The following is a 24,511-nucleotide window of genomic DNA, read 5'->3' on the forward strand; positions in this document are numbered from 1 at the left end:
ATAATTTGCGACCTTTGAATCCGGGATACAGTAGAGGGATAGCGGTTAGATGAGCGACCTTGCGAGAGAAATTACACCGGTCAACATTGAGGAAGAGCTGAAGAGCTCCTATCTGGATTATGCGATGTCGGTCATTGTTGGCCGTGCGCTGCCGGACGTCCGAGATGGCCTGAAGCCGGTACACCGTCGCGTACTTTACGCCATGAACGTATTGGGCAACGACTGGAATAAAGCCTATAAAAAATCTGCCCGTGTCGTTGGTGACGTAATCGGTAAATACCACCCTCATGGTGATACCGCCGTTTACGACACCATTGTTCGTATGGCGCAGCCATTCTCCTTGCGTTACATGCTGGTGGATGGTCAGGGTAACTTTGGTTCTGTCGATGGCGACTCCGCAGCTGCGATGCGTTATACGGAAATCCGTATGTCGAAAATCGCCCACGAGCTGATGGCTGACCTGGAAAAAGAAACGGTTGATTTCGTCGATAACTACGACGGCACTGAACGCATTCCAGACGTTATGCCAACCAAAATTCCTAACCTGCTGGTGAACGGTTCGTCCGGTATCGCGGTAGGTATGGCAACCAATATTCCGCCGCACAACCTGACGGAAGTGATCAACGGCTGTCTGGCATATATTGACGATGAAAACATCAGCATTGAAGGGCTGATGGAACATATTCCGGGTCCGGACTTCCCGACCGCAGCGATCATCAATGGTCGTCGTGGTATCGAAGAAGCTTACCGTACCGGTCGCGGCAAGGTATACATTCGCGCACGTGCAGAAGTTGAAGCTGACGCGAAAACTGGCCGTGAAACCATCATCGTGCATGAAATTCCGTATCAGGTGAACAAAGCACGCCTGATCGAGAAAATCGCCGAGCTGGTAAAAGACAAACGCGTTGAAGGCATCAGCGCGCTGCGTGACGAGTCTGACAAAGACGGGATGCGCATCGTGATTGAAGTCAAACGCGATGCGGTCGGGGAAGTGGTGCTGAACAACCTCTACTCCCAGACCCAACTGCAGGTTTCTTTCGGTATCAACATGGTTGCGCTGCACCATGGTCAGCCGAAGATCATGAACCTGAAAGAGATTATCGCTGCATTTGTTCGTCACCGTCGTGAAGTGGTTACCCGCCGTACTATTTTTGAACTGCGTAAAGCCCGCGACCGTGCACACATCCTCGAAGCGCTGGCGATTGCTCTTGCCAACATCGATCCGATCATCGAACTGATCCGTCGTGCACCGACCCCAGCTGAAGCGAAAGCGGCGCTGGTTGCTCGTTCCTGGGAACTGGGTAACGTCTCTGCCATGCTGGAACGTGCCGGTGATGATGCCGCGCGTCCTGAGTGGCTGGAGCCAGAATTTGGCGTGCGTGACGGTCAGTACTATCTGACTGAACAGCAGGCCCAGGCGATTCTGGATCTGCGTCTGCAGAAACTGACCGGCCTTGAGCATGAAAAACTGCTCGACGAATACAAAGAGCTGCTGGAGCAGATCGCTGAACTGCTGCACATTCTGGGCAGTGCCGATCGTCTGATGGAAGTTATCCGTGAAGAGATGGAGCTGGTTCGTGAGCAGTTCGGCGACGCACGTCGTACCGAAATCACCGCGAACAGCGCTGACATCAACATCGAAGATCTGATTAGCCAGGAAGATGTTGTCGTGACCTTGTCTCATCAGGGCTACGTGAAATATCAGCCGTTAACCGACTACGAAGCACAGCGTCGTGGCGGGAAAGGTAAATCAGCAGCACGCATTAAAGAAGAAGACTTTATCGACCGCCTGCTGGTGGCCAACACCCATGACACGATCCTCTGCTTCTCCAGCCGTGGTCGTTTGTACTGGATGAAGGTTTATCAGCTACCGGAAGCGAGCCGTGGCGCGCGTGGACGTCCAATCGTCAACCTGCTGCCGCTGGAAGCCAACGAACGTATCACCGCGATTCTGCCAGTACGCGAGTACGAAGAGGGCGTGAACGTCTTTATGGCGACCGCCAGCGGTACCGTGAAGAAAACGGCGCTGACCGAGTTCAGCCGTCCGCGTTCAGCCGGTATCATTGCGGTTAATCTGAACGAAGGCGACGAACTGATTGGCGTTGACCTGACGTCCGGTTCCGATGAAGTCATGCTGTTCTCTGCTGCCGGTAAAGTGGTGCGCTTCAAAGAAGACGCCGTTCGTGCGATGGGGCGTACCGCGACCGGTGTACGTGGTATCAAGCTGGCCGGGGAAGATAAAGTTGTTTCTCTGATTGTTCCGCGCGGTGAAGGTGCCATCCTGACCGTGACGCAGAACGGCTACGGTAAGCGTACCGCAGCGGAAGAGTATCCGACGAAGTCTCGTGCGACGCAGGGCGTTATCTCCATCAAAGTCACCGAACGCAACGGTTCCGTTGTGGGCGCAGTGCAGGTTGAGGATACCGACCAGATCATGATGATCACCGATGCCGGTACGCTGGTGCGTACACGCGTGTCGGAAATCAGCGTGGTAGGGCGTAACACCCAGGGCGTGATCCTCATCCGCACGGCGGAAGATGAAAACGTAGTCGGCCTGCAACGTGTTGCTGAACCGGTTGATGATGAAGAGCTCGACTCCATCGACGGCAGCGCTGCGGAAGGGGACGAGGATATCGCTCCTGAAGCTGAGAGCGACGATGATGCGGCAGATGACGCAGAAGAGTAATTAAGTTGTGATGAGAAGGGTCGGAGAAATCCGGCCCTTTTTTATTGGCATTGCGACAAAAGACATTTACCGCTACCTTAACCACACTCTATTGATACCCTGAGGCGGAGCTTCGCCCCTTTGAAATACCTTGCTTCCGTTCATTCAACTCTAAAAGTCTCACGCTACCTGTTCAGAGCGCTGGCCTTACTGGTCTGGTGTCTGATTGCTTTTGCTTCGGTGTTCTACATTGTGAATGCGCTGCACCAGCGAGAGTCTGAGATCCGTCAGGAGTTTAATCTCAGCTCCGATCAGGCCCAACGCTACATTCAGCGTACTTCTGACGTAATAAAAGAGCTGAAATACATTGCTGAAAACCGATTAACGGCAGAAAACGGCGTGATGTCATTGCGGGCACGGGATGATAAAACCGTGGTGCCGAATTTTGAACCGCTGTTTGCTGATTCCGACTGTGCGGTGATGGGTAATGCCTGGCGTGGCTCGTTGGAGTCATTGGCGTGGTTTATGCGCTACTGGCGCGACAATTTCTCAGCGGCTTATGATTTGAACCGTGTGTTCCTGATCGGCAGCGATAACCTCTGTATGGCCAATTTTGGTCTGCGGGATATGCCTGTCGAACGTGACGAGGCGCTGAAAGCGCTGCATGAGCGCATCATTAAGTATCGCAATGCACCGCAGGAAGAAAACGGCAATAACCTGTTCTGGATAAGCCAGGGACCGCGTCCGGGGGTGGGGTATTTTTATGCACTGACGCCGGTCTATCTTGCCAATCGTCTGCAGGCGTTGCTGGGTGTGGAACAGCCGATTCGTATGGAGAACTTCTTCACGCCGGGCAGTTTGCCGATGGGGGTGACAATCCTTGATGAAAATGGTCATGCGCTGATTTCACTCACCGGTCCTGAAGGCAATATTCAGTCTGAACCGCGCTGGATGCAGGAGCGCTCGTGGTTTGGCTACACGCCGGGCTTTCGTAATCTGGTGTTGAAGAAAAACCTGCCGCCATCATCGCTCAGTATTGTGTACTCCGTGCCGGTCGATCTGGTGCTGGAGCGGATACGCATGATGATCCTGAATGCGGTTCTGCTGAATGTGCTGGTAGGTGCAGCGTTGTTTATGCTGACGCGCATGTATGAGCGGCGTATTTTTATTCCAGCGGAAAGCGATGCCCAGCGCCTGGAAGAGCATGAACAGTTTAACCGTAAAATTGTGGCTTCTGCACCGGTCGGTATTTGTATTCTGCGCACAATTGATGGCATTAATATTCTGAGCAACGAGCTGGCGCATACCTATCTCAACATGCTGACGCATGAAGACAGGCAACGGTTGACGCAAATTATCTGCGGCCAGCAGGTTAATTTCGTCGATGTGTTGACCAGCAATAATACCAATCTGCAAATCAGCTTTGTGCATTCACGTTATCGCAATGAGAACGTAGCGATATGCGTCCTGGTCGATGTGAGTGCTCGTGTGAAAATGGAAGAGTCGTTACAGGAGATGGCGCAGGCGGCGGAACAGGCCAGCCAGTCAAAATCAATGTTCCTTGCGACGGTGAGTCATGAATTACGCACGCCCCTGTATGGCATTATCGGCAACCTTGACCTGCTGCAAACGAAAGAACTGCCCAGCGGAGTGGATCGCCTGGTGACGGCGATGAATAACTCCTCCAGCCTGTTATTGAAGATTATCAGTGATATTCTCGATTTCTCGAAAATTGAATCCGAACAGTTGAAGATTGAACCGCGTGAATTTTCACCGCGGGAAGTGATGAGCCATATTACGGCCAACTATCTGCCGCTGGTGGTACGCAAGCAACTGGGATTGTACTGTTTCATTGAACCGGATGTGCCAGTGGCATTAAATGGCGATCCGATGCGCTTACAGCAGGTCATTTCTAACCTGTTGAGTAATGCGATTAAATTCACTGATACCGGCTGTATTGTGTTGCATGTTCAGTGCAGCGGCGACTACCTCAGCATTCGTGTGCGTGATACTGGCGTGGGGATCCCGGCCAAAGAAGTCGTTCGTCTGTTCGATCCCTTCTTCCAGGTGGGGACGGGTGTGCAGCGTAATTTCCAGGGGACCGGGTTGGGTCTGGCTATCTGTGAAAAACTGATCAGCATGATGGACGGGGATATTTCCGTTGATTCTGAACCGGGGATGGGGAGCCAGTTTACGCTGCGGATACCGCTGTATGGTGCTCAGTATCCACAGAATAAAAGTGTGGACGGTCTTGCCAGTACCCGCTGCTGGCTGGCGGTGCGAAACGCGTCACTCTATCACTTTATCGAATCCAGCCTCACGCGTACCGGGATGACGGTGCTGCGTTATGAGGGGCAGCAACCTGATGCAAATGATGTATTGATTGCTGATGATGTGTTGGATCAGGCGTGGCAGGGACGAGCCACGGTGATTTTCTGTCGTCGCCACATTGGTATTCCGCTGGAAAGAACGCCTGGCGAGTGGGTGCACAGTGTGGCATCACCGCACGAGTTGCCAGCGCTGCTGGCGCATATCTACAGCGTTGAACTGGGCAGTGAAGAGCTTTCCACCGCGTTGCCAGCTCCGGACAAAGTGGGAGCCACAAACGATGACATGATGATTCTGGTGGTTGACGATCATCCGATTAACCGTCGTTTACTGGCCGATCAGTTGGGATCGTTGGGGTATCAGTGTAAAACCGCCAACGACGGTGTGGACGCGCTCAATGTGTTGAGTAAAAACCATATTGATATCGTGCTGAGTGACGTCAACATGCCGAATATGGATGGCTATCGTTTGACGCAGCGCATTCGCCAACTGGGGTTAACGCTGCCGGTGATCGGTGTGACGGCCAATGCTCTGGCGGAAGAGAAGCAGCGTTGTCTGGAGTCGGGAATGGACAGTTGCTTATCCAAGCCAGTAACGTTAGACGTGCTGAAGCAGACGCTAACGGTCTATGCGGATCGCGTGAGAAAAACGCGGGGATAAAAGAGGAAGGGTAGCGCTGTGTGCTTTATCCGGCCTACAGAACATACACAACGCTGTATTGTTCGTAGGCCAGATAAACGCGGTGCCATCAGGCAGATGATATGAAACCGAATTACTCTTTGTCTGACGGGCTTAACGTCACAGATGACAGATAATTCAGCAGGGCGATATCGTTTTCCACGCCGAGTTTCATCATTGCAGATTTTTTCTGGCTACTGATGGTTTTAATACTGCGATTGAGCTTTTTAGCGATTTCAGTCACCAGGAAACCTTCGGCAAACAGGCGCAGAACTTCACTTTCTTTCGGTGACAGGCGTTTGTCGCCATAACCGCTGGCGCTGATTTTTTCCAGCAGGCGAGAGACGCTTTCCGGGGTGAATTTCTTACCTTTTTGCAGCGCCGCCAGCGCCTTAGGCAGGTCAGTTGGCGCACCTTGTTTCAGCACGATCCCTTCAATGTCGAGATCCAGTACCGCGCTCAGGATGGCCGGGTTGTTGTTCATGGTCAAAACGATGATCGACAGGCTCGGGAAATGGCGTTTGATATATTTAATTAACGTGATCCCATCACCATATTTATCTCCCGGCATTGAGAGATCGGTAATCAACACATGAGCATCTAATTTAGGCAAATTGTTGATCAGTGCAGTGGAGTCTTCAAATTCGCCGACAACGTTCACCCACTCGATTTGTTCAAGTGATTTACGAATACCGAACAGTACAATCGGATGGTCATCGGCAATAATTACGTTCATAGTGTTCATGTATTGGGCTACCTTGCTACAGCAAGCTCTTGACGTAAACGTCAATGTCGCTGATGTACTTTTCTATACCTGGAGCATCTTTCTCTTGAATAAGATGTTCCAGCGCTTCACATAACTGCTTGCCGGGTACCAGATTAAGCATGGCAAACACTCCTTTCAGGCGATGGGCTGTTTGGGCTAACGCAGCGAAATCGCTGGTTGCTGCCTCAGTATACAACCTCTTAACATCATCCGGTACTGTGTCTACAAAGAGTGCATAGTAACCACTGGCATGAAGTTCGGCGTTTTCATCACCGCCGAGGGGGAGTTCCTGGATCTCTTCTTGCGCCAGTTGTTCTTCTATTAGCTCCAGAACAGCTTCCTGCATAGTATTGCTCATATTAAAGTTGACGCGCAGCTGACCGGGGCCAATTTTTCGCACGCCAGACTCATCATCGCTTAAAAGCAAGCCCGAGGCAGTAAGATTAGACGGATTATCAGTGATAAAGAGATCATATTCTTGACTATTCAGTCGCTCATCGGGCGTGATGCAGGTTGCTCCCCAGTTTTCCAGCTGACGCAATACAATGCTGCGTACGTCATTTGAGGTGACGTCAACCATCACACAGACGTCATCCAACAGCCGTTCTTCATTATCAGCATGTTGGTCATGCAGCGGCATCTTAACATGGACGATATAACGCGTTCCAAGTTCTTCCCGCGCTTTAATATTCAGATGTCCACCCAGTTTGCGCGCTAGCTGATCGCACAACCAGAACGTGAGTGGATTCGCTTTGCCATATCGATCGCTCTGCGTGTCATTACTGAACGGAAAGTGCAGGTTATCAATTTCATTCAGCGCGACGCCTTCCCCGGTATCCAGAATACGGAGGGTCAGACGCTCTGCCTCCGACTCATCCTGGTCGACGTCCAGCGTAATTTTGCCAATCTGCGTTGTGGTCACGGCATATTGGATTAGCAGCAGCAAAATACGACGTAGGGCATCGCGGTCGCCGCGGCGCTCATCATTGGCGCTCAGGTGATTTTTAATCAGCAGCTGTAACCCTTTACGCTTGATGGCGGGTAGCACTTCAGGTACCACGTCGTCAATTAACGCCTGCACGGAAAACAGCGTTGATTCACTTTTCCAGTCATCGCTTTCCAGAATACTGGCCAACTGAATCTCATCGACCATACGTACCAGAACGTCTGCCTGGTTTGCCAGTTTGTGGCTGTCGGGCGTATTGAGTGCGGCAGCATTGATGGCCAGCGTTTTGGCAGGATCTTTCAGTGCGCGACCAATGTTTTGCATAAAGGCGGCGCGAGCCTGTTGGTTTTTCTCATACAGTCGCTGCGCTTGTTTCAGCTTTTTATTAACCAGCACTTCGCGGTCCTGGTCGCGAATGATAAAGATCTGCGTGCGGGCTGAGATCTGGCTGCGGAACAGCCTGATCTCATACAATTCATTATTGATTGTGGCCTGGATGACCCCCTGATGCTGCTCCGCCATGCTGGTGATATTTTGCAGATTTAAATGTGGCAGCAGGTGGTCGGCAATTTTATTGCTGATAACTGTGCGGTTGGATTCCTGGTCGTGAACCAATAACCCCAGCGGCAGCAGTGAAACAATTTCTTCATTGATTGCACGAAGCACCCGGAGTTCATTATTTGCGGCAAGGTTTGGCACCACTTCGTTTGAGCGGGCAGGGAGGTGGCGGAAAGTGGTATAGCCAAACAGCGCCAGCGCCAGCAGAGCGATGTTCAGTAACAGCGGCAGCAGAATGCTTTGCAGCGTATCAAGCAGTAATGAACCAAAGGGAACCTGCCAGACCAGTCGCATATCCGTTGAATTTAGCGCTGAGGAGATCTCAATCTTGCTATTGTTAAAGTTGATGCTGACGCTGTCAGGCGACTCTTTTTCACTGAGATGCTCAGCCGTAGACGTGGCATCAGGCTCCAGGTGAAAACTGTCCAACTGCATGCCCGGCGGGATCAAATCATTAATCGGCAGGTCAAACGCGACCACGGTTGCCAGATGCCCTGGCTGATTAAAGGTTGTGCGTAACGTGAAGTAATGGCCGTTTTGCCAGACCAGTCGGCGAAGGGATGAGAAGCTTTCACGCTCATCGAGCGCATTGGCCTGTTGTAACATTTCAGCGCGGCGCGAATCGACAATATTGCCAATTGTCGATTCTTTAAAGCCGGAGGTGAGATCTTTCAGCGGCAACGTTGAGATAAGGATCAGGCTATTGTCCTGACCATTTAGGTAATACATTGACCACGGAACATTTTCCGCGCCCCACAGCGTATCCAGATAGGTGGAGATGCGTTGGGTCATCTCCAGCGTAGAACTATCATGCGAGCCGAAAATCAGCGCCTCGGTCTTTCTACGGGGTTTTTCAAGATAGTAGACATCTTGCTTGAGTCGGGTTTCCTGTAACCCGTCGGCAGTCGATGAGTTGGTTGTCGCTGCAATATTGTCATAGATTTGCCAGGTCACGTATCGCCAGGTATCCACCCTTTTATGAATTGCGTGGGTGATATCGACAATCTGATAGCTCTTATCTTTTAGCCAGGTGTTGACCGCGCTCTGGACCATCACGCCCATCATCACCAACAGCACAACGATGAGTAATAAGAAGAAACGGGTAATACTTCCCGGAAGCAGGGAGAATCGGGTAGAAGCCGTTGTGTCAGACTGACTCATTCGTGTTTATGACCTGTTAAAACTACGCTAAAGATGAAGGGGCAGTATAAAGGGTAATGTATGAATTGCCATACTTACGCAACATCTGCTGAGCTGCGTTTTTTATTGCTGTGTATCGTTGCCAGGCAGGCAATGCAAACGTGTACAGCCGGTCACTATCAGTACAAATAGAGGTATGAAACCTACAGATTTAGCATTAAATAACAAGAAATTATTTACCTGATTTATATGTGATGGTGAACAGGTGAGATAGTTAATAGTCGTTATAGTTTTTCATTGGTAGCACAGAACGGTGATGTTTGTGTAAAGAAGGGTAAAAAAAAACCGAACGCAGAGCATTCGGCTGAAATAGGGGTAAACAGACATTCATAAATGAATGACGGTAATAAATAAAGTTAATGATGATAGCGAGTCTATTTTAGTTGTGAGTGAAGATTTTGTTTTATCATTCAGTGCTATGGTTGTGTTTTGCGTAATTTATTGATTTATATATATTTTGTAATGATTCTTGACTATTCGTGCTTATTATCACCATTTTATTAATTAAAAAAAGTTCCCTTTTGTTAATATTTTGAAACATCTACATCGATAAATGAAACATCTTTAAAGTATTAGTATCATATTCGTGTTGGATTATTCTGTATTTTTGCGGAGAATGAAGTTGCCGACTGGTTAATGAGGGTTAGCCAGTGAGCAGTGGCATAAAAAAGCAATAAAGGCATATAACAGAGGGTTAATAACATGAAAGTTAAAGTACTGTCCCTCCTGGTACCGGCTCTGCTGGTAGCAGGCGCAGCAAATGCGGCTGAAATTTACAACAAAGACGGCAACAAATTAGATCTGTACGGTAAAGTCGACGGTCTGCACTATTTCTCTGATGACTCTACTAAAGATGGTGATCAGACCTATATGCGTATCGGCTTCAAAGGTGAAACCCAGGTTAACGACCAACTGACCGGTTACGGCCAGTGGGAATACCAGATCATGGGTAACTCCTCTGAAAACGAAAACAATGCCTGGACGCGTGTCGCGTTTGCCGGTCTGAAATTCGCTGATGCAGGTTCTTTCGACTACGGTCGTAACTACGGCGTGGTGTATGACGTCACGTCCTGGACCGACGTTCTGCCGGAATTCGGCGGCGATACCTACGGTTCTGACAACTTCATGCAGCAGCGTGGTAACGGCTTTGCAACCTACCGTAACACTGATTTCTTCGGTCTGGTTGATGGTCTGAACTTTGCCCTGCAGTACCAGGGTAAAAACGGTAGTCCGGAAGGTGAAGGCATGACCGGCGTGACTGGCAACGGTCGTGACGCACTGAATCAGAACGGTGACGGCGTTGGCGGATCTATCACTTATGATATCGGCGAAGGCTTCTCCCTGGGTACCGCGGTCACCAGCTCCAAACGTACTGATGAGCAGAACAAGCTGAACTTCGGTACCGGCGATCGTGCTGAAACCTACACCGGCGGTCTGAAATACGACGCGAACAATGTGTACCTGGCAGCACAGTACACCCAGACCTACAACGCAACGCGTGCAGGTAAACTGGGCTGGGCTAACAAAGCACAGAACGTTGAAGCTGTTGCGCAGTACCAGTTCGACTTCGGTCTGCGTCCGTCCGTGGCTTACCTGCAGTCCAAAGGTAAAGATCTGGACAACGGCTATGGCGACCAGGATATCCTGAAATATGTTGATGTTGGCGCGACCTACTACTTCAACAAAAACATGTCTACCTATGTTGATTACAAAATCAACCTGTTGGATGACAACCAGTTCACCCGTAATGCAGGTATCTCTACCGATGATATCGTAGCACTGGGTCTGGTTTACCAGTTCTAATCTGTATCTATTTCTATCAAAGGCCCTACGGGGCCTTTTTTAATGCCGTTTTTCTGACGTACAAACACTCTTTTTTGGTGTACTCTTGCGCCCGTTTTCATAAGGGTAATCACGTATGGATATGATTTTTTATCGTGCAGCGCTCGTGGCTGTAACACTCTTTTTTGTCGGGTGCGATGAGGCTCCGAAATCAACCCAGACCGCGCCATCAACCGCGACAGTCCTGGAAGGCAAAACAATGGGCACTTTCTGGCGGGTCAGTGTGGTTGGCGTGGATGCCAAACGTGCCGGAGAGTTGCAGGCGAAGATCCAGACTCAGCTCGATGCTGATGATCAACTGCTTTCTACCTATAAGAACGATTCTGCGCTGATGCGTTTTAACCTGTCAAAAAGCCTGTCACCGTGGCCGGTGAATGATGCGCTGGCGGATATTGTGACATCGGCGTTACGTATTGGCGCAAAAACCGACGGCGCGATGGACATCACCGTCGGTCCGTTGGTGAACCTGTGGGGCTTTGGTCCACAGCAGCAACCGCTGCATACTCCTGTACAGGCAAGAATTGATGCGGCAAAAGCGCAAACCGGGCTTTCACATCTGAAGGTTGTTAATGAGGCGCACCAGAATTATTTGCAGAAAGATCTGCCGGCGCTGTACGTTGATCTCTCCACCGTGGGGGAAGGGTATGCGGCTGATCATCTGGCGCGATTGATGGAACAGGAAGGGATCGCCCGCTATCTGGTTTCTGTTGGTGGTGCTCTGAGCAGCCGTGGAATGAATGCCGAGGGGCAACCGTGGCGTGTGGCAATACAGAAACCGACCGATCGTGAAAACGCGGTCCAGGCGATTGTCGATATCAATGGACATGGCATCAGCACCTCCGGTAGCTATCGCAACTATTACGAACTGGACGGAAAACGTCTGTCCCATGTTATCGATCCGCAAACCGGCCGTCCGATCGAACACAATCTGGTCTCTGTGACGGTGATTGCACCTACGGCGCTGGAGGCTGACGGTTGGGATACCGGGCTAATGGTGCTTGGCCCGCAAAAAGCCAAAGAGGTCGTGCGTCGCGAAGGGTTGGCGGTGTATATGATTGTTAAAGAAGGCGAAGGGTTTAAAACCTGGATGTCGCCGCAATTTAAAAGCTTCCTGGTCAGCGAAAAAAATTAAAAAGCAAGATTGCGGGTTTTTATAACCCACAATGCGGACACACTGAGGCTAAGCGCTATGCTTAACAAAGGAGTCCATCATGACAAATCTCTTACATATAACTGATGATGAACGCTGGCAGTCTGTGCTGGACCGTGACGCGGATGCTGACGGTCAGTTTGTTTTTGCTGTTCAGACTACCGGCATTTTCTGTCGACCGTCCTGTCGGGCAAAACATGCGCTGCGTAAAAATGTCAGTTTCTTCGCGGATGCAGAGCAGGCACAGGCGGCAGGGTTTCGTCCCTGCAAACGTTGCCAGCCGGACAAAGATAGCGCGCAACAGCAGCGGCTGGGCAAAATAGCCCACGCCTGTCAGTTGCTGGAGCGAGAGTCCCCCCTCACACTGGAGGCTCTTGCGCAGCATGTTGCGATGAGCCCGTTTCACCTGCATCGCCTGTTCAAAGCAACCACTGGGATGACCCCCAAAGCCTGGCAACAGTCGTGGCGTGCCCGTCGCCTGCGTGACGCGCTGGCAAAAGGCGCACCGGTAACGCAGGCGATTCTTGACGCCGGATTCCCCGACAGCAGCAGCTATTACCGCAAAGCGGATCAGGCGTTAGGCATGACCGCCAGGCAATTTCGTAAAGGCGGCGGTAATGTTTCTGTGCGCTATACCCTCGCAGATTGCGCTCTGGGTCGCTGCCTGGTAGCGGAAAGTGAACGAGGTATCTGCGCGATCTTGCTGGGCGACGACGATGCTACGCTGATAGCAGAATTGCAGGAACTGTTTCCGACGGCACGTGACGAGCCCGCCGATGCGGAGTTTCAACAACATGTGCGTGAAGTGATCGCCGTGATTAACACGCGCAATACTGCACTGTCACTGCCGCTGGATATTCAGGGAACCGCCTTTCAGCAGCAGGTATGGCAAGCGCTGCGGGCAATCCCTTGTGGTGAGACGGTGAGTTATCAGCAACTGGCCAGCACTATCGGTAAGCCGAAGGCGGTGCGTGCCGTAGCCAGCGCCTGTGCGGCGAACAAACTGGCCATTGTGATCCCGTGTCACCGCGTAATTCGCGGCGATGGTGCGCTTTCTGGCTATCGTTGGGGAATAACACGCAAGGCGCAACTGTTGCAACGTGAAGCCACCCGTGAGGAAACATAATGCTCGATCTCTTTGCAGATGAGAAACCCTGGCACGAGCCGCTGGCGTCAGGTGCGGTGATTTTGCGGCGTTTTGCATTTGAATCCGCCCCCGCTTTACTGCGGGCAATCGCGGCGACAGCCAGACAGTCGCCGTTTCGCCAGATGGTCACCCCTGGCGGTTATACGATGTCGGTAGCCATGACGAATTGCGGCCATCTGGGCTGGACAACGGATCAACATGGCTACCTCTATTCACCGGTCGATCCATTAACTGGCGCTCACTGGCCGCCATTACCCGAGGTCTTTGCTGAGCAGTGCCAACAGGCGGCAACGGCCGCAGGCTATCCTGATTTTCAACCGGATGCTTGCCTTATTAATCGCTATACGCCGGGGGCAAAACTGTCTTTACATCAGGATAAAGATGAGCCTGACCTGCGAGCGCCTATCGTTTCGGTATCGCTGGGCCTGCCGGCGATTTTTCAGTTTGGCGGCTTACGGCGCAACGATCCCTTAAAGCGAGTATTGCTGGAGCATGGTGATGTGGTGGTATGGGGGGGAAACTCGCGGCTGTTTTATCACGGCGTCCAGCCGCTTAAGACGGGGTATCATCCATTGACGGGAGATTGTCGTTATAACCTGACGTTTCGCCAAGCAGGTAAAAAAGAATAAAAATAAGAATTATTATTGCTGTCAGCGAAGAGATGTTTAAACTGCGGGCTGTTATTACTTGTCCGGGTTGTTTGCATGGAACTTTTACTTCTTGTCTGGCGGCAGTATCGCTGGCCATTTATCAGCGTCATGGCGCTCAGCCTTGTCAGTGCCGCGCTGGGGATTGGGCTGATTGCGTTTATTAATCAGCGCCTGATTGAAACGGTCGACACCACGCTGATGGTGCTCCCGGAGTTTCTTGGCCTGCTGCTGTTACTGATGGTCGTCACCCTCGGTTCACAGCTGGCGCTCACCACGCTGGGACACCACTTTGTCTACCGTCTGCGTAGCGAATTTATCAAACGTATTCTGGACACCCACGTCGAGCGTATCGAGCAAATCGGTAGCGCCTCGTTACTGGCCGGTTTAACCAGCGATATCCGTAACATTACCATTGCCTTTGTCCGCCTGCCTGAACTGGTGCAGGGGATTATTTTGACCGTCGGGTCGGCGGCGTATCTGGCGATGCTGTCGACGAAAATGCTGCTGGTGACGGCAATCTGGATGGCAATCACTATCTGGGGCGGATTTGTGCTGGTGGCGCGGGTGTATAAACACATGGCGACCCTGCGTGAAACCGAAGACAAGCTGTACAACGACTACCAGTCGGTGCTGGAAGGGCGCAAAGAGCTGACGCTCAACCGAGAACGTGCTGAGCATATCTTTAACCAGCTGTACGTCCCGGATGCCAAAGAATACCGCCACCATATTATTCGTGCTGATACCTTCCACCTGAGCGCGGTCAACTGGTCGAATATTATGATGCTGGGAGCCATTGGCCTGGTATTCTGGATGGCCAACAGTCTGGGCTGGGCGGATACCGCCGTGGCGGCAACCTATTCGCTGACGTTGCTATTCCTGCGCACGCCGCTGCTCTCTGCCGTCGGCGCGCTGCCAACGCTGCTGACTGCGCAGGTGGCGTTCAACAAGCTGAATAAGTTCTCCCTGGCCCCCTTCAAGGCAGAATTCCCGCGGCCAACCGCATTTCCGAACTGGCAAACGCTGGAGTTACGCGACGTGGTTTTCCACTATCAGGATAATACGTTCTCCGTTGGGCCAGTGAATCTGACCATTCGTCGTGGTGAACTGATCTTCCTGATTGGTGGTAACGGCAGCGGTAAATCCACGCTGGCGATGTTGCTGACCGGGTTGTACCAGCCGCAGTCTGGTGAGATTTTACTGGATGGCAAGGCGGTTGCTGTCGAAAAACCGGAGGACTACCGCAAGCTGTTCTCTGCGGTGTTTACCGACGTCTGGCTGTTTGACAAATTGCTGGGACCCGAAGGCAGAGAGGCTTCTCCGGTGCTGGTAGCAAAGTGGCTGGAACATCTGCAAATGGTGCACAAGCTGGAGCTGAACGACGGGCGCATTCTCAACCTGAAGCTGTCGAAAGGGCAGAAAAAGCGTGTGGCGCTGTTGCTGGCTTTAGCGGAGGAGCGCGACATTATTCTGCTGGATGAATGGGGCGCCGATCAGGATCCGCATTTCCGGCGTGAATTCTACCAGGTATTGTTGCCGCTGATGCAGGAGATGGGCAAAACCATTTTCGCCATTAGTCATGACGATCACTACTTTATCCATGCCGACAGGCTGCTCGAGATGCGCAACGGCCAGCTAACCGAGCTGCTGGGTGATGAGCGCGACGCCGCCTCGCGTGATGCGGTAGCCCGTACCGCCTGATCTCCGTAAGCCGCCGGTTTTTTATTCATCCGGCGGCATCGTTTATTGTTATTTACATAATTCGGCATCATGATTGATGGTATTTCATATCATGGATTTATGATTAATGTCCGTAATAAACAAAAACAGCGCCAGGCTACGTGACGAGGAACGTGCTCGTCTTATCTGGCTACTGACCACTGATAAAGCCATTATTTCAACATTATTGGGTAAGCTTACCCTGGCTGAGCAATATGACGTCGGTACGTTAGCCGACGATATTGCTGAGGTAGGGGCACTGGTGGCGCATCTGCCGCCACCCGATCTGGCCGATACCCTTGAAGCACTGCCCTCCGAAGAGCGTCACGCCCTGTGGCGACTGGTCGAAAGTGAAAAACGCGGCAACGTCCTGCTTGAAGCATCAGAAAATGTGTGGGATGACCTGATCGACGAGATGAGCGACCGCGAGCTACTGGATGCGCTGCAATATCTCGACATCGACGAACAGATTTATCTGGTACAGCATTTACCCCGTAACCTTACCGGTCGACTGCTGGCATCATTGCCTGCTGAAGAGCGGGCGCGCGTACGTCAGGTGCTGCACTACGAGAAGAATCGCGTTGGTGCGATTATGGAGTTCGAAGTCATCACCGTTCGTCCGGACGTGACGCTGGAAGTGGTGCAGCGGTACTTGCGGCGGCTGGGAAAAATGCCGGAGAACACCGATAAACTCTTCGTAACCGATCGCAATAAAGTTCTGGTGGGTGAACTGACGCTAACCTGTATTCTGCTCAATGACGTGCAGCGCAAAGTCAGCGAAGTGATGGAGGATGATCCGCTGACATTTTCTCCGGAAGATATCGCCGAGAACGCTGCGCGTACGTTTGAACGTGACAACCTGGTCAGTGCTGCGGTGGTTGACCCTTCCGGCAAGCTGATGGGACGCTTAACCGTCGATGAGATCGTCGACGTGGTTTATGAAGAAACCGATACCGATCTGCGTCGAATGGGGGGCTTAAGTGCCGAAGAGGACGTATTCGCTCCGGTCACCAAAGCGGTAAAAACCCGTTGGGCGTGGCTGGCAATTAATCTCTGTACCGCCTTTATCGCCTCGCGGGTAATCGACGGTTTCGAGCACACCATTTCACAACTGGTGGCGCTGGCCTCGCTGATGCCCATTGTGGCAGGGATTGGTGGTAATACGGGTAATCAGACCATCACCATGATCGTCCGGGCGCTGGCGTTGCAGAATATTCAGCCTGGCAACCTGACGTTTCTGATCCTGCGTGAAATGGGGGTGGCGCTGATCAACGGCCTTGTCTGGGGCGGAATCATGGGCGGCATCACCTGGTGGCTGTACGATGATATGGCGCTGGGCGGCGTGATGACCCTGGCGATGATGCTCAATCTGCTGATGGCGGCGCTAATGGGCGTTATCATTCCGATGACGATGGTCAAGCTGGGGCGCGATCCGGCGGTCGGCTCCAGCGTCATGATTACCGCTATCACCGACACCGGCGGATTCTTTATTTTTCTGGGTCTGGCGACGCTGTTTTTGATGTAGACGCCCGTTTCCCTCTGACGATGCGCGGCAGTATCAACATCGTGATCACGCCGGCAACCACGCCAATCGCCAGGTTGCCGGTAGAGACTGTCGCGGCGACGGTAGCCAACATTGCCAGCGTTTCGGCGACCGGCATGTTGGTCAGCGTCGTGGGGCGGATGCTGTGCCAGCTAAACGTTTTTACCGCCACAATCACCATAATTCCCGCCAGTACTGACATCGGTATCTTTGCCATCACCTCGCTGAGTGCGGTGACGAGCAGCAGCAAGACCAGCCCGGCGGCAAACGTGGAAACACGGCTGCGGGCTTTCCCCATCTCAATGTTGACAATCGTTTGACCGATCATCGCGCATCCGGCGATGCCGCCATAAAAACCGGTCAGGATATTGGCTACGCCCAGTCCGGTGCTTTCGCGGTTTTTATTCGACGGGGTGACCGTCAGGTCGTCAACCAGTCGGGCAGTTAATAGCGATTCCATCAATCCAACAAAAGCGATGCTCAGCGCGTAGGGCCAGATAATGGCTAACGTTTGCAGGTTGAGTGGTACGAGTAACTGCGTCAAGCCCGGCAGACCGCCGCTCATTGAACCTTCGTCACCGACGGTCGGTAACAGTTGCCCGCTGGCGACAGTGAACACCGTCAGCAGCACAATGGCGATAAGCGGCGCGGGGATGGCTTTGATAAACCGCGGAACCCACAGCATAATCAGCAGCGTCAGGACGAACAGCCCCCAGATTAACGGGCTTTTCCCCCAGAAGTGCGGGACCTGAGCAAAGAAAATCAAAATACCCAGCGCGTTGACGAAACCGGTCATCACAGCCGTGGGGATGAACCGCATCAAACGTGCCATTCCTGACACACCAAACAGGATCTGAATAATCCCGGCCAGCACTACCGCAGGCAGGATGTACTGCACGCCGTGTTGATGCACCATCGGGCCAATGACTAATGCAACCGATCCTGCAGCGGCGGTAACCATTGCCGGACGCCCACCTAAAAAGGACATCGCCAGGCACAGTACTACCGAGGCTATCAGGCTGATCTTAGGGTCCACGCCGGCGATAACTGAAAACGAAATCACTTCCGGGATCAGCGCCAGGGCGGTTACCACACCAGCCAGCGTTTCACGAACCAGCAGGTGGGGTTGGCGTAACACGATGCGGGTGGTGTGTTCTGCCATCGCGGCAGGGGAAGAGTGTGTTGCAGACATAGTTACTCTCAGGTCAGAAAAGGCCTGATGACAGCAGACCGACAGGCATCCGTGCAGTGAATAGCAAAGCGCAGCATAGTACCCGTCTGACGGGGAGGTTTCCAGAAATGATTGTCAATAACCACATAAAGAATCAACGTATCAATAACATTTTTAAAATTTAAATATAATTTATAAACAATATTTAATTATTTTTACTTAAGTGTTACCGTTGATGCCGCTCGATTTTCACCTGCATAAAAAGCAAAAAGCGATACTAAAAGTAAGGCATTAACATTATGAAAAAAGTGACTGCCATGCTCTTCACCATGGCCCTAGGGCTGAATGTTGTCTCAATGGCAGCAAAAGCGAAAGCGGCGGAAGAGCAGGAAACGGATGTACTGTTGATTGGCGGCGGCATTATGAGCGCCACACTGGGAACCTATTTGCAGGAGCTGGAGCCGCAATGGTCAATGACCATGGTAGAGCGACTGGATGGCGTTGCTCAGGAGAGTTCAAACGGCTGGAACAACGCCGGAACAGGCCACTCCGCACTGATGGAACTGAACTACACGCCTAAAAAGGCTGACGGTAGCATCAGTATTGAAAAGGCAGTCGACATTAACGAAGCCTTCCAGATTTCCCGCCAGTTCTGGGCGTATCAGGTCAACAACGGCGTGATGCATGAACCCCGCTCGTTTATCACCACTGTTCCCCATATGAGCTTTGTCTGGGGCGACGAGAACGTGAATTTCCTGCGTGCCCGTTACACGGCACTCCAGCAAAGCACCCTGTTCCGCGGTATGCGCTACTCTGAAGATCACGCGCAGATTAAAGAATGGGCGCCTCTGGTTATGGAAGGTCGCGATCCGAAACAGAAAGTTGCGGCAACGCGTACCGAGATCGGTACTGACGTGAACTACGGTGAAATTACGCGCCAGCTGATTGCATCGTTGCAGAAAAAATCTAATTTTGCTCTGCAACTGAACACCGAAGTTCGCGGCTTTAAGCGTAACGCGGATAATAGCTGGACCGTCACGGTTGCCGATCTGAAAAACAACGAAGCGGAACACGATATTAAGGCGAAGTTTGTCTTCATTGGTGCCGGTGGTGCAGCACTGAAACTGCTGCAGGAAACCGACATTCCGGAAGCGAAAGGCTATGCCGGATTCCCGGTTGGTGGGCAGTTCCTGGTTGCGGACAATCCGGACGTGGTAAATCGCCATCTGGCGAAAGTGTATGGTCAGGCATCAGTCGGCGCGCCGCCGATGTCCGTGCCGCACATCGATACCCGTATCCTCGATGGTAAACGCGTGGTGCTGTTTGGGCCGTTCGCGACCTTCTCCACCAAGTTCCTGAAAAATGGTTCATTGTGGGATCTGCTCAGTTCTACCACCACGTCGAACTTTATGCCGATGGTGAATGTTGGTCTGGATAACTTCGATCTGGTGAAATATCTGGTAAGCCAGGTGATGCTCAGCGACGACGATCGTTTTGCTGCTCTGCAGGAGTACTATCCAGAGGCGAAGAAAGAAGACTGGCGTTTGTGGCAAGCGGGTCAGCGCGTGCAGATCATCAAAAGCGATGCTGAGAAGGGCGGCGTTCTGCGTCTGGGAACCGAAGTGGTCAGCGATAAAGAGGGAACCATTGCTGCACTGCTGGGGGCTTCTCCGGGAGCGTCAACCGCGGCGCCGATCATGCTGCATCTGATGGAAAAAGTGTTTAAAGATAAAGTAGCCAGCCCTGAGTGGCAGGCGAAGCTGAAAACGATTATTCCGTCTTATGGCACGAAGCTGAACGGTAACGTTGAGGCTACGGAACAAGAGCTGCAGTACACCAGTGACGTTCTGGGGCTGAAATATGATAAGCCGCAGGTCGCTGATGAAGCGCCGAAACCACAGCTGAAACCTCAGGCACAACCGCAACCTGAGCAGAAAGCCGTGGCGGATATCGCGCTGTAAATAAAATGCCGGATGAGGCGCTACGCCGCCATCCGGCACATTCTCACTTATCGCACGACGGCGTCCTGAATCTTATCTTCTGCTTTCCAGATGCGGTATTTCACCTCCACGTTTTCCGGGGTGTAGACCACAATCGGCAACTTGCTGTTGTAACGCAGCATACCGTCATCACCCAGATACGCGGTGATGAATTTCTTCTCTTTCTTACCGTCCGGGCAAGCCATCATGGTTGAGACCGGAGACGTAACTTTGTCAAAGACATAGTAGTCATATCCCCAACCTTCCAGCGTTTTGCTGTCCAGGTCTCCGCCCAGGCGGTGTTGGTTGCAGTCAACTTCCAGCGTTTGTCCGATCAGCAGTTCTACTTTGAGAGTAGATTCATCTTTCTCAGGAGTAAGCTGAATAACCTGACGCTTCATTCCCTTGTCCGCTTTAGGATAAGGGGCGACTTTTTCCAGCGGCTGAGCGCTGGCATCGGTGGTTGTCGCCCACACAGAGGTGCTGGCGAAGGCGGCAAGGAGTACGGCAGGGACAATTGTCTTCATCTTATTGTTCACAGTATTTCCTTTCTTCTGTCTTATGAACGTATCAAGGGCAGGGTAGCATATTCATATCGTCCATTAATCTAAATTTACTTATATTTTAAGTGTATTAATTGAAGGTTTATAATTTATGTAGCTATAAACACCATGAATTATCTGAATAATGAGATTATTCTCTGTTTAATTTTTTCGTTATATAATTGATTATATAACTCATTGAAATGTGAACAAAAGCGCACTTTTTCCCGCCAACTCAACACTCTTTTGATCCGGCAACAGCATTTACCCCAATTGGGGTATGCACCTCAAACACATCCTGAAATATCTTACGGCTAAAAATAACTACTCATAAATAGTGCGTTTTTTATTGTCGTTCAACCCGCTCAGGGAGAGCGTCATTATGGAAGGACAATGTCATGGTTGATTTATCCCGTCGAGGCATGTTGACAGGCAGTTGGCGTAAAGCCAGCAATGGGATTCGTCCGCCGTGGAGCAAGGAAGACTCTCACTTTCTGGCTCATTGCCTCCGTTGTGACGCCTGCATCCAGGCGTGTGAAACCGACATCCTGCAGCGAGGCCAGGGTGGTTACCCGAGCGTAAATTTCAAACATGGCGAGTGCAGCTTTTGCTATGCCTGCGCAGAAGCCTGTCCCGAATCACTTTTTCTTCCGCGCCACACCAGGGCATGGGATCTGAATTTTTCGATCGGTGACAACTGTCTCGCGCATCAGTCCGTTGAATGCCATCGCTGTCAGGATAGCTGTGAACCCATGGCCATTACCTTTCGTCCCACGCTGTCCGGTATTTATCAGCCACAGCTCGACAACCAGGCATGTAACGGATGCGGCGCGTGTGTCGCTATCTGTCCGGTATCAGCCATTAATGCGGAGTACAACCATGGACACTAACTGGCAGGTCTGCAGCCTGGTCGTTCAGGCCAAAAGTCAGTACATCAGCGATATCGCCACGCAGTTACGTCCGTTTCCGGGTTGCGAAGTTGCTCTCAGCGATGTGGAAAGCGGTCAGCTGATTGTGGTGGTAGAAGCTGAGCATAGTGAAACGCTAATGAAAACAATTGAGTCAGTGCGCAACGTTGCGGGCGTGCTGGCGGTGTCGCTGGTTTATCACCAGCAGGATGAGCAAGGTGAGGAAACACCATGAAACTCAGTCGTCGTAGCTTTATGAAAGCTAACGCCGTTGCGGCCGCTGCGGCGGCTGCCGGGTTAAGCGTGCCGGGCGTAGCCCGTGCGGTAGTCGGTCAGCAAGAAGCCATCAAATGGGATAAAGCCCCGTGCCGTTTTTGCGGTACCGGTTGTGGCGTATTGGTAGGCACTCAACAAGGGCGTGTTGTGGCATGTCAGGGTGACCCGGATGCGCCGGTTAACCGTGGGCTTAACTGCATCAAAGGTTACTTCCTGCCGAAAATCATGTACGGAAAAGACCGTTTAACGCAGCCGATGCTGCGCATGAAAGACGGCAAATATCACAAAGAAGGCGAATTCACCCCGATTAGCTGGGATCAGGCCTTTGATGTGATGGAAGAGAAATTTAAAGCCTCTCTGAAAGAGAAAGGGCCAGACGCTATTGGTATGTTTGGCTCCGGTCAGTGGACCATCTGGGAAGGCTACGCTGCCGCAAAACTGTTCAAAGCCGGTTTCCGCTCGAACAACATCGATCCGAACGCGCGTCACTGCATGGCGTCAGCCGTTGTGGGCTTTATGCGTACCTTTGGGATGGATGAGCCGATGGGCTGTTATGACGATATCGAGCATGCGGATGCTTTCGTCCTGTGGGGCGCAAATATGGCGGAAATGCACCCGATCCTGTGGTCGCGTATTACCAACCGTCGTCTGTCCGATCCTAACGTCAACGTCGCCGTTCTCTCTACCTTCCAGCATCGTAGCTTTGAGCTGGCGGATAACGGCATCGTCTTTACGCCGCAAAGCGACCTGGTGATCCTCAACTACATCGCAAACTATATCATTCAAAACAATGCGATAAACCAGGACTTCTTTAGCAAGCACGTTAATCTGCGTAAAGGGGCGACGGATATCGGCTACGGTCTGCGTCCTACCCATCCGCTGGAAAAAGCGGCGAAAAATCCAGGTTCCGATGCCTCTGAACCGATGAGCTTTGAGGACTACAAAGCCTTCGTTGCCGAGTATACACTGGACAAAACCGCCGAAATGACCGGCGTACCAAAAGATCAACTGGAACAGTTGGCGCAGCTGTATGCCGATCCGAAGAAAAAAGTCATCTCCTACTGGACGATGGGCTTTAACCAGCATACCCGTGGCGTATGGGCTAACAACCTGGTCTATAACCTGCACCTGCTGACCGGTAAAATTTCTCAACCAGGCTGCGGCCCATTCTCGCTGACGGGTCAGCCTTCCGCTTGTGGTACCGCGCGTGAAGTCGGGACCTTCTCTCACCGTCTGCCTGCGGACATGGTGGTGACGAACGAGAAACACCGCGATATCTGCGAAAAACACTGGAACATTCCGGCGGGGACAATTCCGGCGAAAATCGGTCTGCATGCTGTGGCGCAGGACCGCGCACTGAAAGATGGCAAGCTCAATGTCTACTGGGTGATGTGTAACAACAACATGCAGGCTGGGCCGAACATCAACGAAGAGCGTATGCCTGGCTGGCGCGATCCGCGCAACTTTATCATCGTTTCCGATCCGTACCCGACGGTCAGTGCTCTGGCGGCCGACCTGATCCTGCCAACAGCGATGTGGGTAGAGAAAGAAGGGGCTTACGGTAACGCCGAGCGCCGTACTCAGTTCTGGCGTCAGCAGATTAAAGCACCGGGTGAAGCGAAATCTGATCTGTGGCAGATGGTGCAGTTTGCCCGCCGATTCAAAACGGAAGAAGTGTGGCCGGAGGAACTGCTGGCGAAGAAACCCGAGCTGCGCGGTAAGACGTTGTATGACGTGCTGTTCGCCACGCCAGCGGTAACGAAATTCCCGGTCAGCGAACTGGCTGAAGATCAACTGAACGATGAATCTCGCGAACTCGGTTTCTACCTGCAAAAAGGTCTGTTCGAAGAGTATGCCTGGTTTGGTCGCGGACACGGACACGATCTTGCACCGTTTGATGATTACCACAAGGCGCGCGGGTTACGCTGGCCGGTGGTCGACGGTAAGGAGACTCAGTGGCGCTACAGCGAAGGCAACGATCCGTACGTGAAGGTTGGAGAAAGCTACAAGTTCTACGGCAAACCGGACGGCAAAGCGGTCATCTTCGCGCTGCCGTTTGAGCCTGCTGCTGAAGCGCCGGATAAAGAATATGACCTGTGGCTCTCCACCGGTCGCGTGCTGGAACACTGGCACACCGGCAGCATGACGCGCCGCGTGCCGGAACTGCACCGTGCGTTCCCGGAGGCGGTGCTGTTTATCCATCCGCTGGACGCGAAAGCGCGCGATCTGCGCCGTGGCGACAAGGTCAAAGTGGTATCCCGTCGTGGTGAAGTGATTTCGATTGTTGAAACACGCGGCCGCAACCGTCCGCCGCAGGGGCTGGTGTACATGCCGTTCTTCGACGCCGCACAGTTGGTGAACAACCTGACGCTGGATGCGACGGATCCGCTCTCTAAAGAGACGGATTTCAAGAAGTGCGCTGTGAAACTGGCGAAGGTGTAACGCG

Annotated in this window: 15 protein-coding genes and 1 pseudogene; 12 read left to right on the forward strand and 4 right to left on the reverse strand. The window is 52.2% G+C overall.

What is annotated here, in order from left to right; all coding sequences use genetic code 11:
* The first annotated feature begins 49 nt into the window (after nt 1-49).
* Both gyrA and rcsC read left to right on the forward strand, forming a co-directional pair.
* Entirely contained in the window at nt 50-2,686 is a 2,637-nt protein-coding gene (gene gyrA / locus IB196_RS07450) for a DNA topoisomerase (ATP-hydrolyzing) subunit A (protein WP_188232049.1), read from the forward strand.
* A gap of 120 nt (nt 2,687-2,806) precedes the next feature.
* Nucleotides 2,807-5,653 carry a two-component system sensor histidine kinase RcsC gene (gene rcsC, locus IB196_RS07455; RefSeq protein ID WP_005129385.1) on the forward strand — a complete coding sequence of 949 codons (2,847 nt, stop codon included), beginning with the start codon at nt 2,807-2,809 and terminating at the stop codon, nt 5,651-5,653.
* A 112-nt stretch (nt 5,654-5,765) separates the two neighbouring features.
* On the opposite strand, the gene rcsB is transcribed toward rcsC, so the two are convergent.
* Nucleotides 5,766-6,416 carry a response regulator transcription factor RcsB gene (rcsB, locus tag IB196_RS07460; RefSeq protein ID WP_003027592.1) on the reverse strand — a complete coding sequence of 217 codons (651 nt, stop codon included), beginning with the start codon at nt 6,414-6,416 and terminating at the stop codon, nt 5,766-5,768.
* 16 nt (nt 6,417-6,432) lie between these two features.
* Nucleotides 6,433-9,102 (reverse strand): phosphotransferase RcsD, encoded by a 2,670-nt coding sequence (rcsD, locus tag IB196_RS07465; RefSeq protein ID WP_188232050.1) that lies wholly within the window; start codon nt 9,100-9,102, stop codon nt 6,433-6,435.
* 741 nt (nt 9,103-9,843) lie between these two features.
* Between rcsD and IB196_RS07470 the strand changes: the two genes are divergently transcribed.
* The 6 genes and pseudogenes from IB196_RS07470 (at nt 9,844) to mgtE (ending at nt 17,171) form a co-directional block, all read left to right on the forward strand.
* On the forward strand, nt 9,844-10,944 hold the full coding sequence (locus tag IB196_RS07470) for a porin OmpC (protein ID WP_005129375.1): 1,101 nt from the start codon (nt 9,844-9,846) through the stop codon (nt 10,942-10,944).
* A gap of 115 nt (nt 10,945-11,059) precedes the next feature.
* A complete protein-coding gene (apbE, locus tag IB196_RS07475; protein ID WP_188232051.1) occupies nt 11,060-12,115 on the forward strand; it encodes an FAD:protein FMN transferase ApbE in 1,056 nt (351 codons plus the stop codon).
* A gap of 79 nt (nt 12,116-12,194) precedes the next feature.
* Nucleotides 12,195-13,259, forward strand: a complete 1,065-nt coding sequence (gene ada / locus IB196_RS07480) for a bifunctional DNA-binding transcriptional regulator/O6-methylguanine-DNA methyltransferase Ada (protein WP_005129364.1) — start codon at nt 12,195-12,197, stop codon at nt 13,257-13,259.
* Nucleotides 13,259-13,949 (forward strand): annotated as a pseudogene (gene alkB / locus IB196_RS07485) (DNA oxidative demethylase AlkB). Before ada ends, alkB begins: the two are co-directional and overlap by 1 nt.
* 35 nt (nt 13,950-13,984) lie before the next feature.
* Nucleotides 13,985-15,628 carry a multidrug ABC transporter permease/ATP-binding protein gene (locus IB196_RS07490; protein ID WP_188232052.1) on the forward strand — a complete coding sequence of 548 codons (1,644 nt, stop codon included), beginning with the start codon at nt 13,985-13,987 and terminating at the stop codon, nt 15,626-15,628.
* 106 nt (nt 15,629-15,734) lie between these two features.
* Nucleotides 15,735-17,171, forward strand: coding sequence for a magnesium transporter (gene mgtE / locus IB196_RS07495; RefSeq protein ID WP_005129351.1), 1,437 nt, complete (start codon nt 15,735-15,737; stop codon nt 17,169-17,171).
* On the opposite strand, the gene IB196_RS07500 is transcribed toward mgtE, so the two are convergent.
* A complete protein-coding gene (locus IB196_RS07500; protein ID WP_188232053.1) occupies nt 17,134-18,381 on the reverse strand; it encodes a SulP family inorganic anion transporter in 1,248 nt (415 codons plus the stop codon). The genes mgtE and IB196_RS07500 overlap by 38 nt on opposite strands.
* A 278-nt stretch (nt 18,382-18,659) precedes the next feature.
* Between IB196_RS07500 and mqo the strand changes: the two genes are divergently transcribed.
* Nucleotides 18,660-20,321, forward strand: a complete 1,662-nt coding sequence (gene mqo / locus IB196_RS07505) for a malate dehydrogenase (quinone) (protein WP_040230576.1) — start codon at nt 18,660-18,662, stop codon at nt 20,319-20,321.
* Between the two features lie 47 nt (nt 20,322-20,368).
* On the opposite strand, the gene eco is transcribed toward mqo, so the two are convergent.
* Nucleotides 20,369-20,866, reverse strand: a complete 498-nt coding sequence (gene eco, locus IB196_RS07510) for a serine protease inhibitor ecotin (RefSeq protein WP_188232097.1) — start codon at nt 20,864-20,866, stop codon at nt 20,369-20,371.
* A 413-nt stretch (nt 20,867-21,279) separates the two neighbouring features.
* Here eco and napF point away from each other — a divergent pair, with 413 nt between their 5' ends.
* The 3 genes from napF to napA are packed head-to-tail and all read left to right on the forward strand — an operon-like array spanning nt 21,280 to nt 24,507.
* Nucleotides 21,280-21,771: a ferredoxin-type protein NapF gene (napF, locus tag IB196_RS07515; RefSeq protein WP_040230577.1), complete on the forward strand. Its 492-nt coding sequence runs from the start codon at nt 21,280-21,282 to the stop codon at nt 21,769-21,771.
* On the forward strand, nt 21,761-22,024 hold the full coding sequence (gene napD / locus IB196_RS07520) for a chaperone NapD (RefSeq protein ID WP_040230578.1): 264 nt from the start codon (nt 21,761-21,763) through the stop codon (nt 22,022-22,024). Before napF ends, napD begins: the two co-directional genes overlap by 11 nt.
* On the forward strand, nt 22,021-24,507 hold the full coding sequence (gene napA / locus IB196_RS07525) for a nitrate reductase catalytic subunit NapA (protein ID WP_005129339.1): 2,487 nt from the start codon (nt 22,021-22,023) through the stop codon (nt 24,505-24,507). The genes napD and napA overlap by 4 nt, the downstream gene beginning before the upstream one ends.
* The last annotated feature ends 4 nt before the right edge of the window (nt 24,508-24,511 follow it).

Source organism: Citrobacter sp. C6_1 (assembly GCF_014596835.2).
Taxonomy (GTDB): Bacteria; Pseudomonadota; Gammaproteobacteria; order Enterobacterales; family Enterobacteriaceae; genus Citrobacter; species Citrobacter pasteurii.

Excerpts from the sequence above, each read along its gene's own strand:
- gyrA (WP_188232049.1), top strand. The coding sequence starts at position 50 with ATGAGCGACCTTGCGAGAGAAATTACACCGGTCAACATTGAGGAAGAG.
- rcsB (WP_003027592.1), bottom strand. The coding sequence starts at position 6,416 with ATGAACACTATGAACGTAATTATTGCCGATGACCATCCGATTGTACTG.
- rcsD (WP_188232050.1), bottom strand. The coding sequence starts at position 9,102 with ATGAGTCAGTCTGACACAACGGCTTCTACCCGATTCTCCCTGCTTCCG.
- IB196_RS07470 (WP_005129375.1), top strand. The coding sequence starts at position 9,844 with ATGAAAGTTAAAGTACTGTCCCTCCTGGTACCGGCTCTGCTGGTAGCA.
- apbE (WP_188232051.1), top strand. The coding sequence starts at position 11,060 with ATGGATATGATTTTTTATCGTGCAGCGCTCGTGGCTGTAACACTCTTT.
- ada (WP_005129364.1), top strand. The coding sequence starts at position 12,195 with ATGACAAATCTCTTACATATAACTGATGATGAACGCTGGCAGTCTGTG.
- IB196_RS07490 (WP_188232052.1), top strand. The coding sequence starts at position 13,985 with ATGGAACTTTTACTTCTTGTCTGGCGGCAGTATCGCTGGCCATTTATC.
- mgtE (WP_005129351.1), top strand. The coding sequence starts at position 15,735 with ATGTCCGTAATAAACAAAAACAGCGCCAGGCTACGTGACGAGGAACGT.
- IB196_RS07500 (WP_188232053.1), bottom strand. The coding sequence starts at position 18,381 with ATGTCTGCAACACACTCTTCCCCTGCCGCGATGGCAGAACACACCACC.
- mqo (WP_040230576.1), top strand. The coding sequence starts at position 18,660 with ATGAAAAAAGTGACTGCCATGCTCTTCACCATGGCCCTAGGGCTGAAT.
- eco (WP_188232097.1), bottom strand. The coding sequence starts at position 20,866 with ATGAAGACAATTGTCCCTGCCGTACTCCTTGCCGCCTTCGCCAGCACC.
- napF (WP_040230577.1), top strand. The coding sequence starts at position 21,280 with ATGGTTGATTTATCCCGTCGAGGCATGTTGACAGGCAGTTGGCGTAAA.
- napD (WP_040230578.1), top strand. The coding sequence starts at position 21,761 with ATGGACACTAACTGGCAGGTCTGCAGCCTGGTCGTTCAGGCCAAAAGT.
- napA (WP_005129339.1), top strand. The coding sequence starts at position 22,021 with ATGAAACTCAGTCGTCGTAGCTTTATGAAAGCTAACGCCGTTGCGGCC.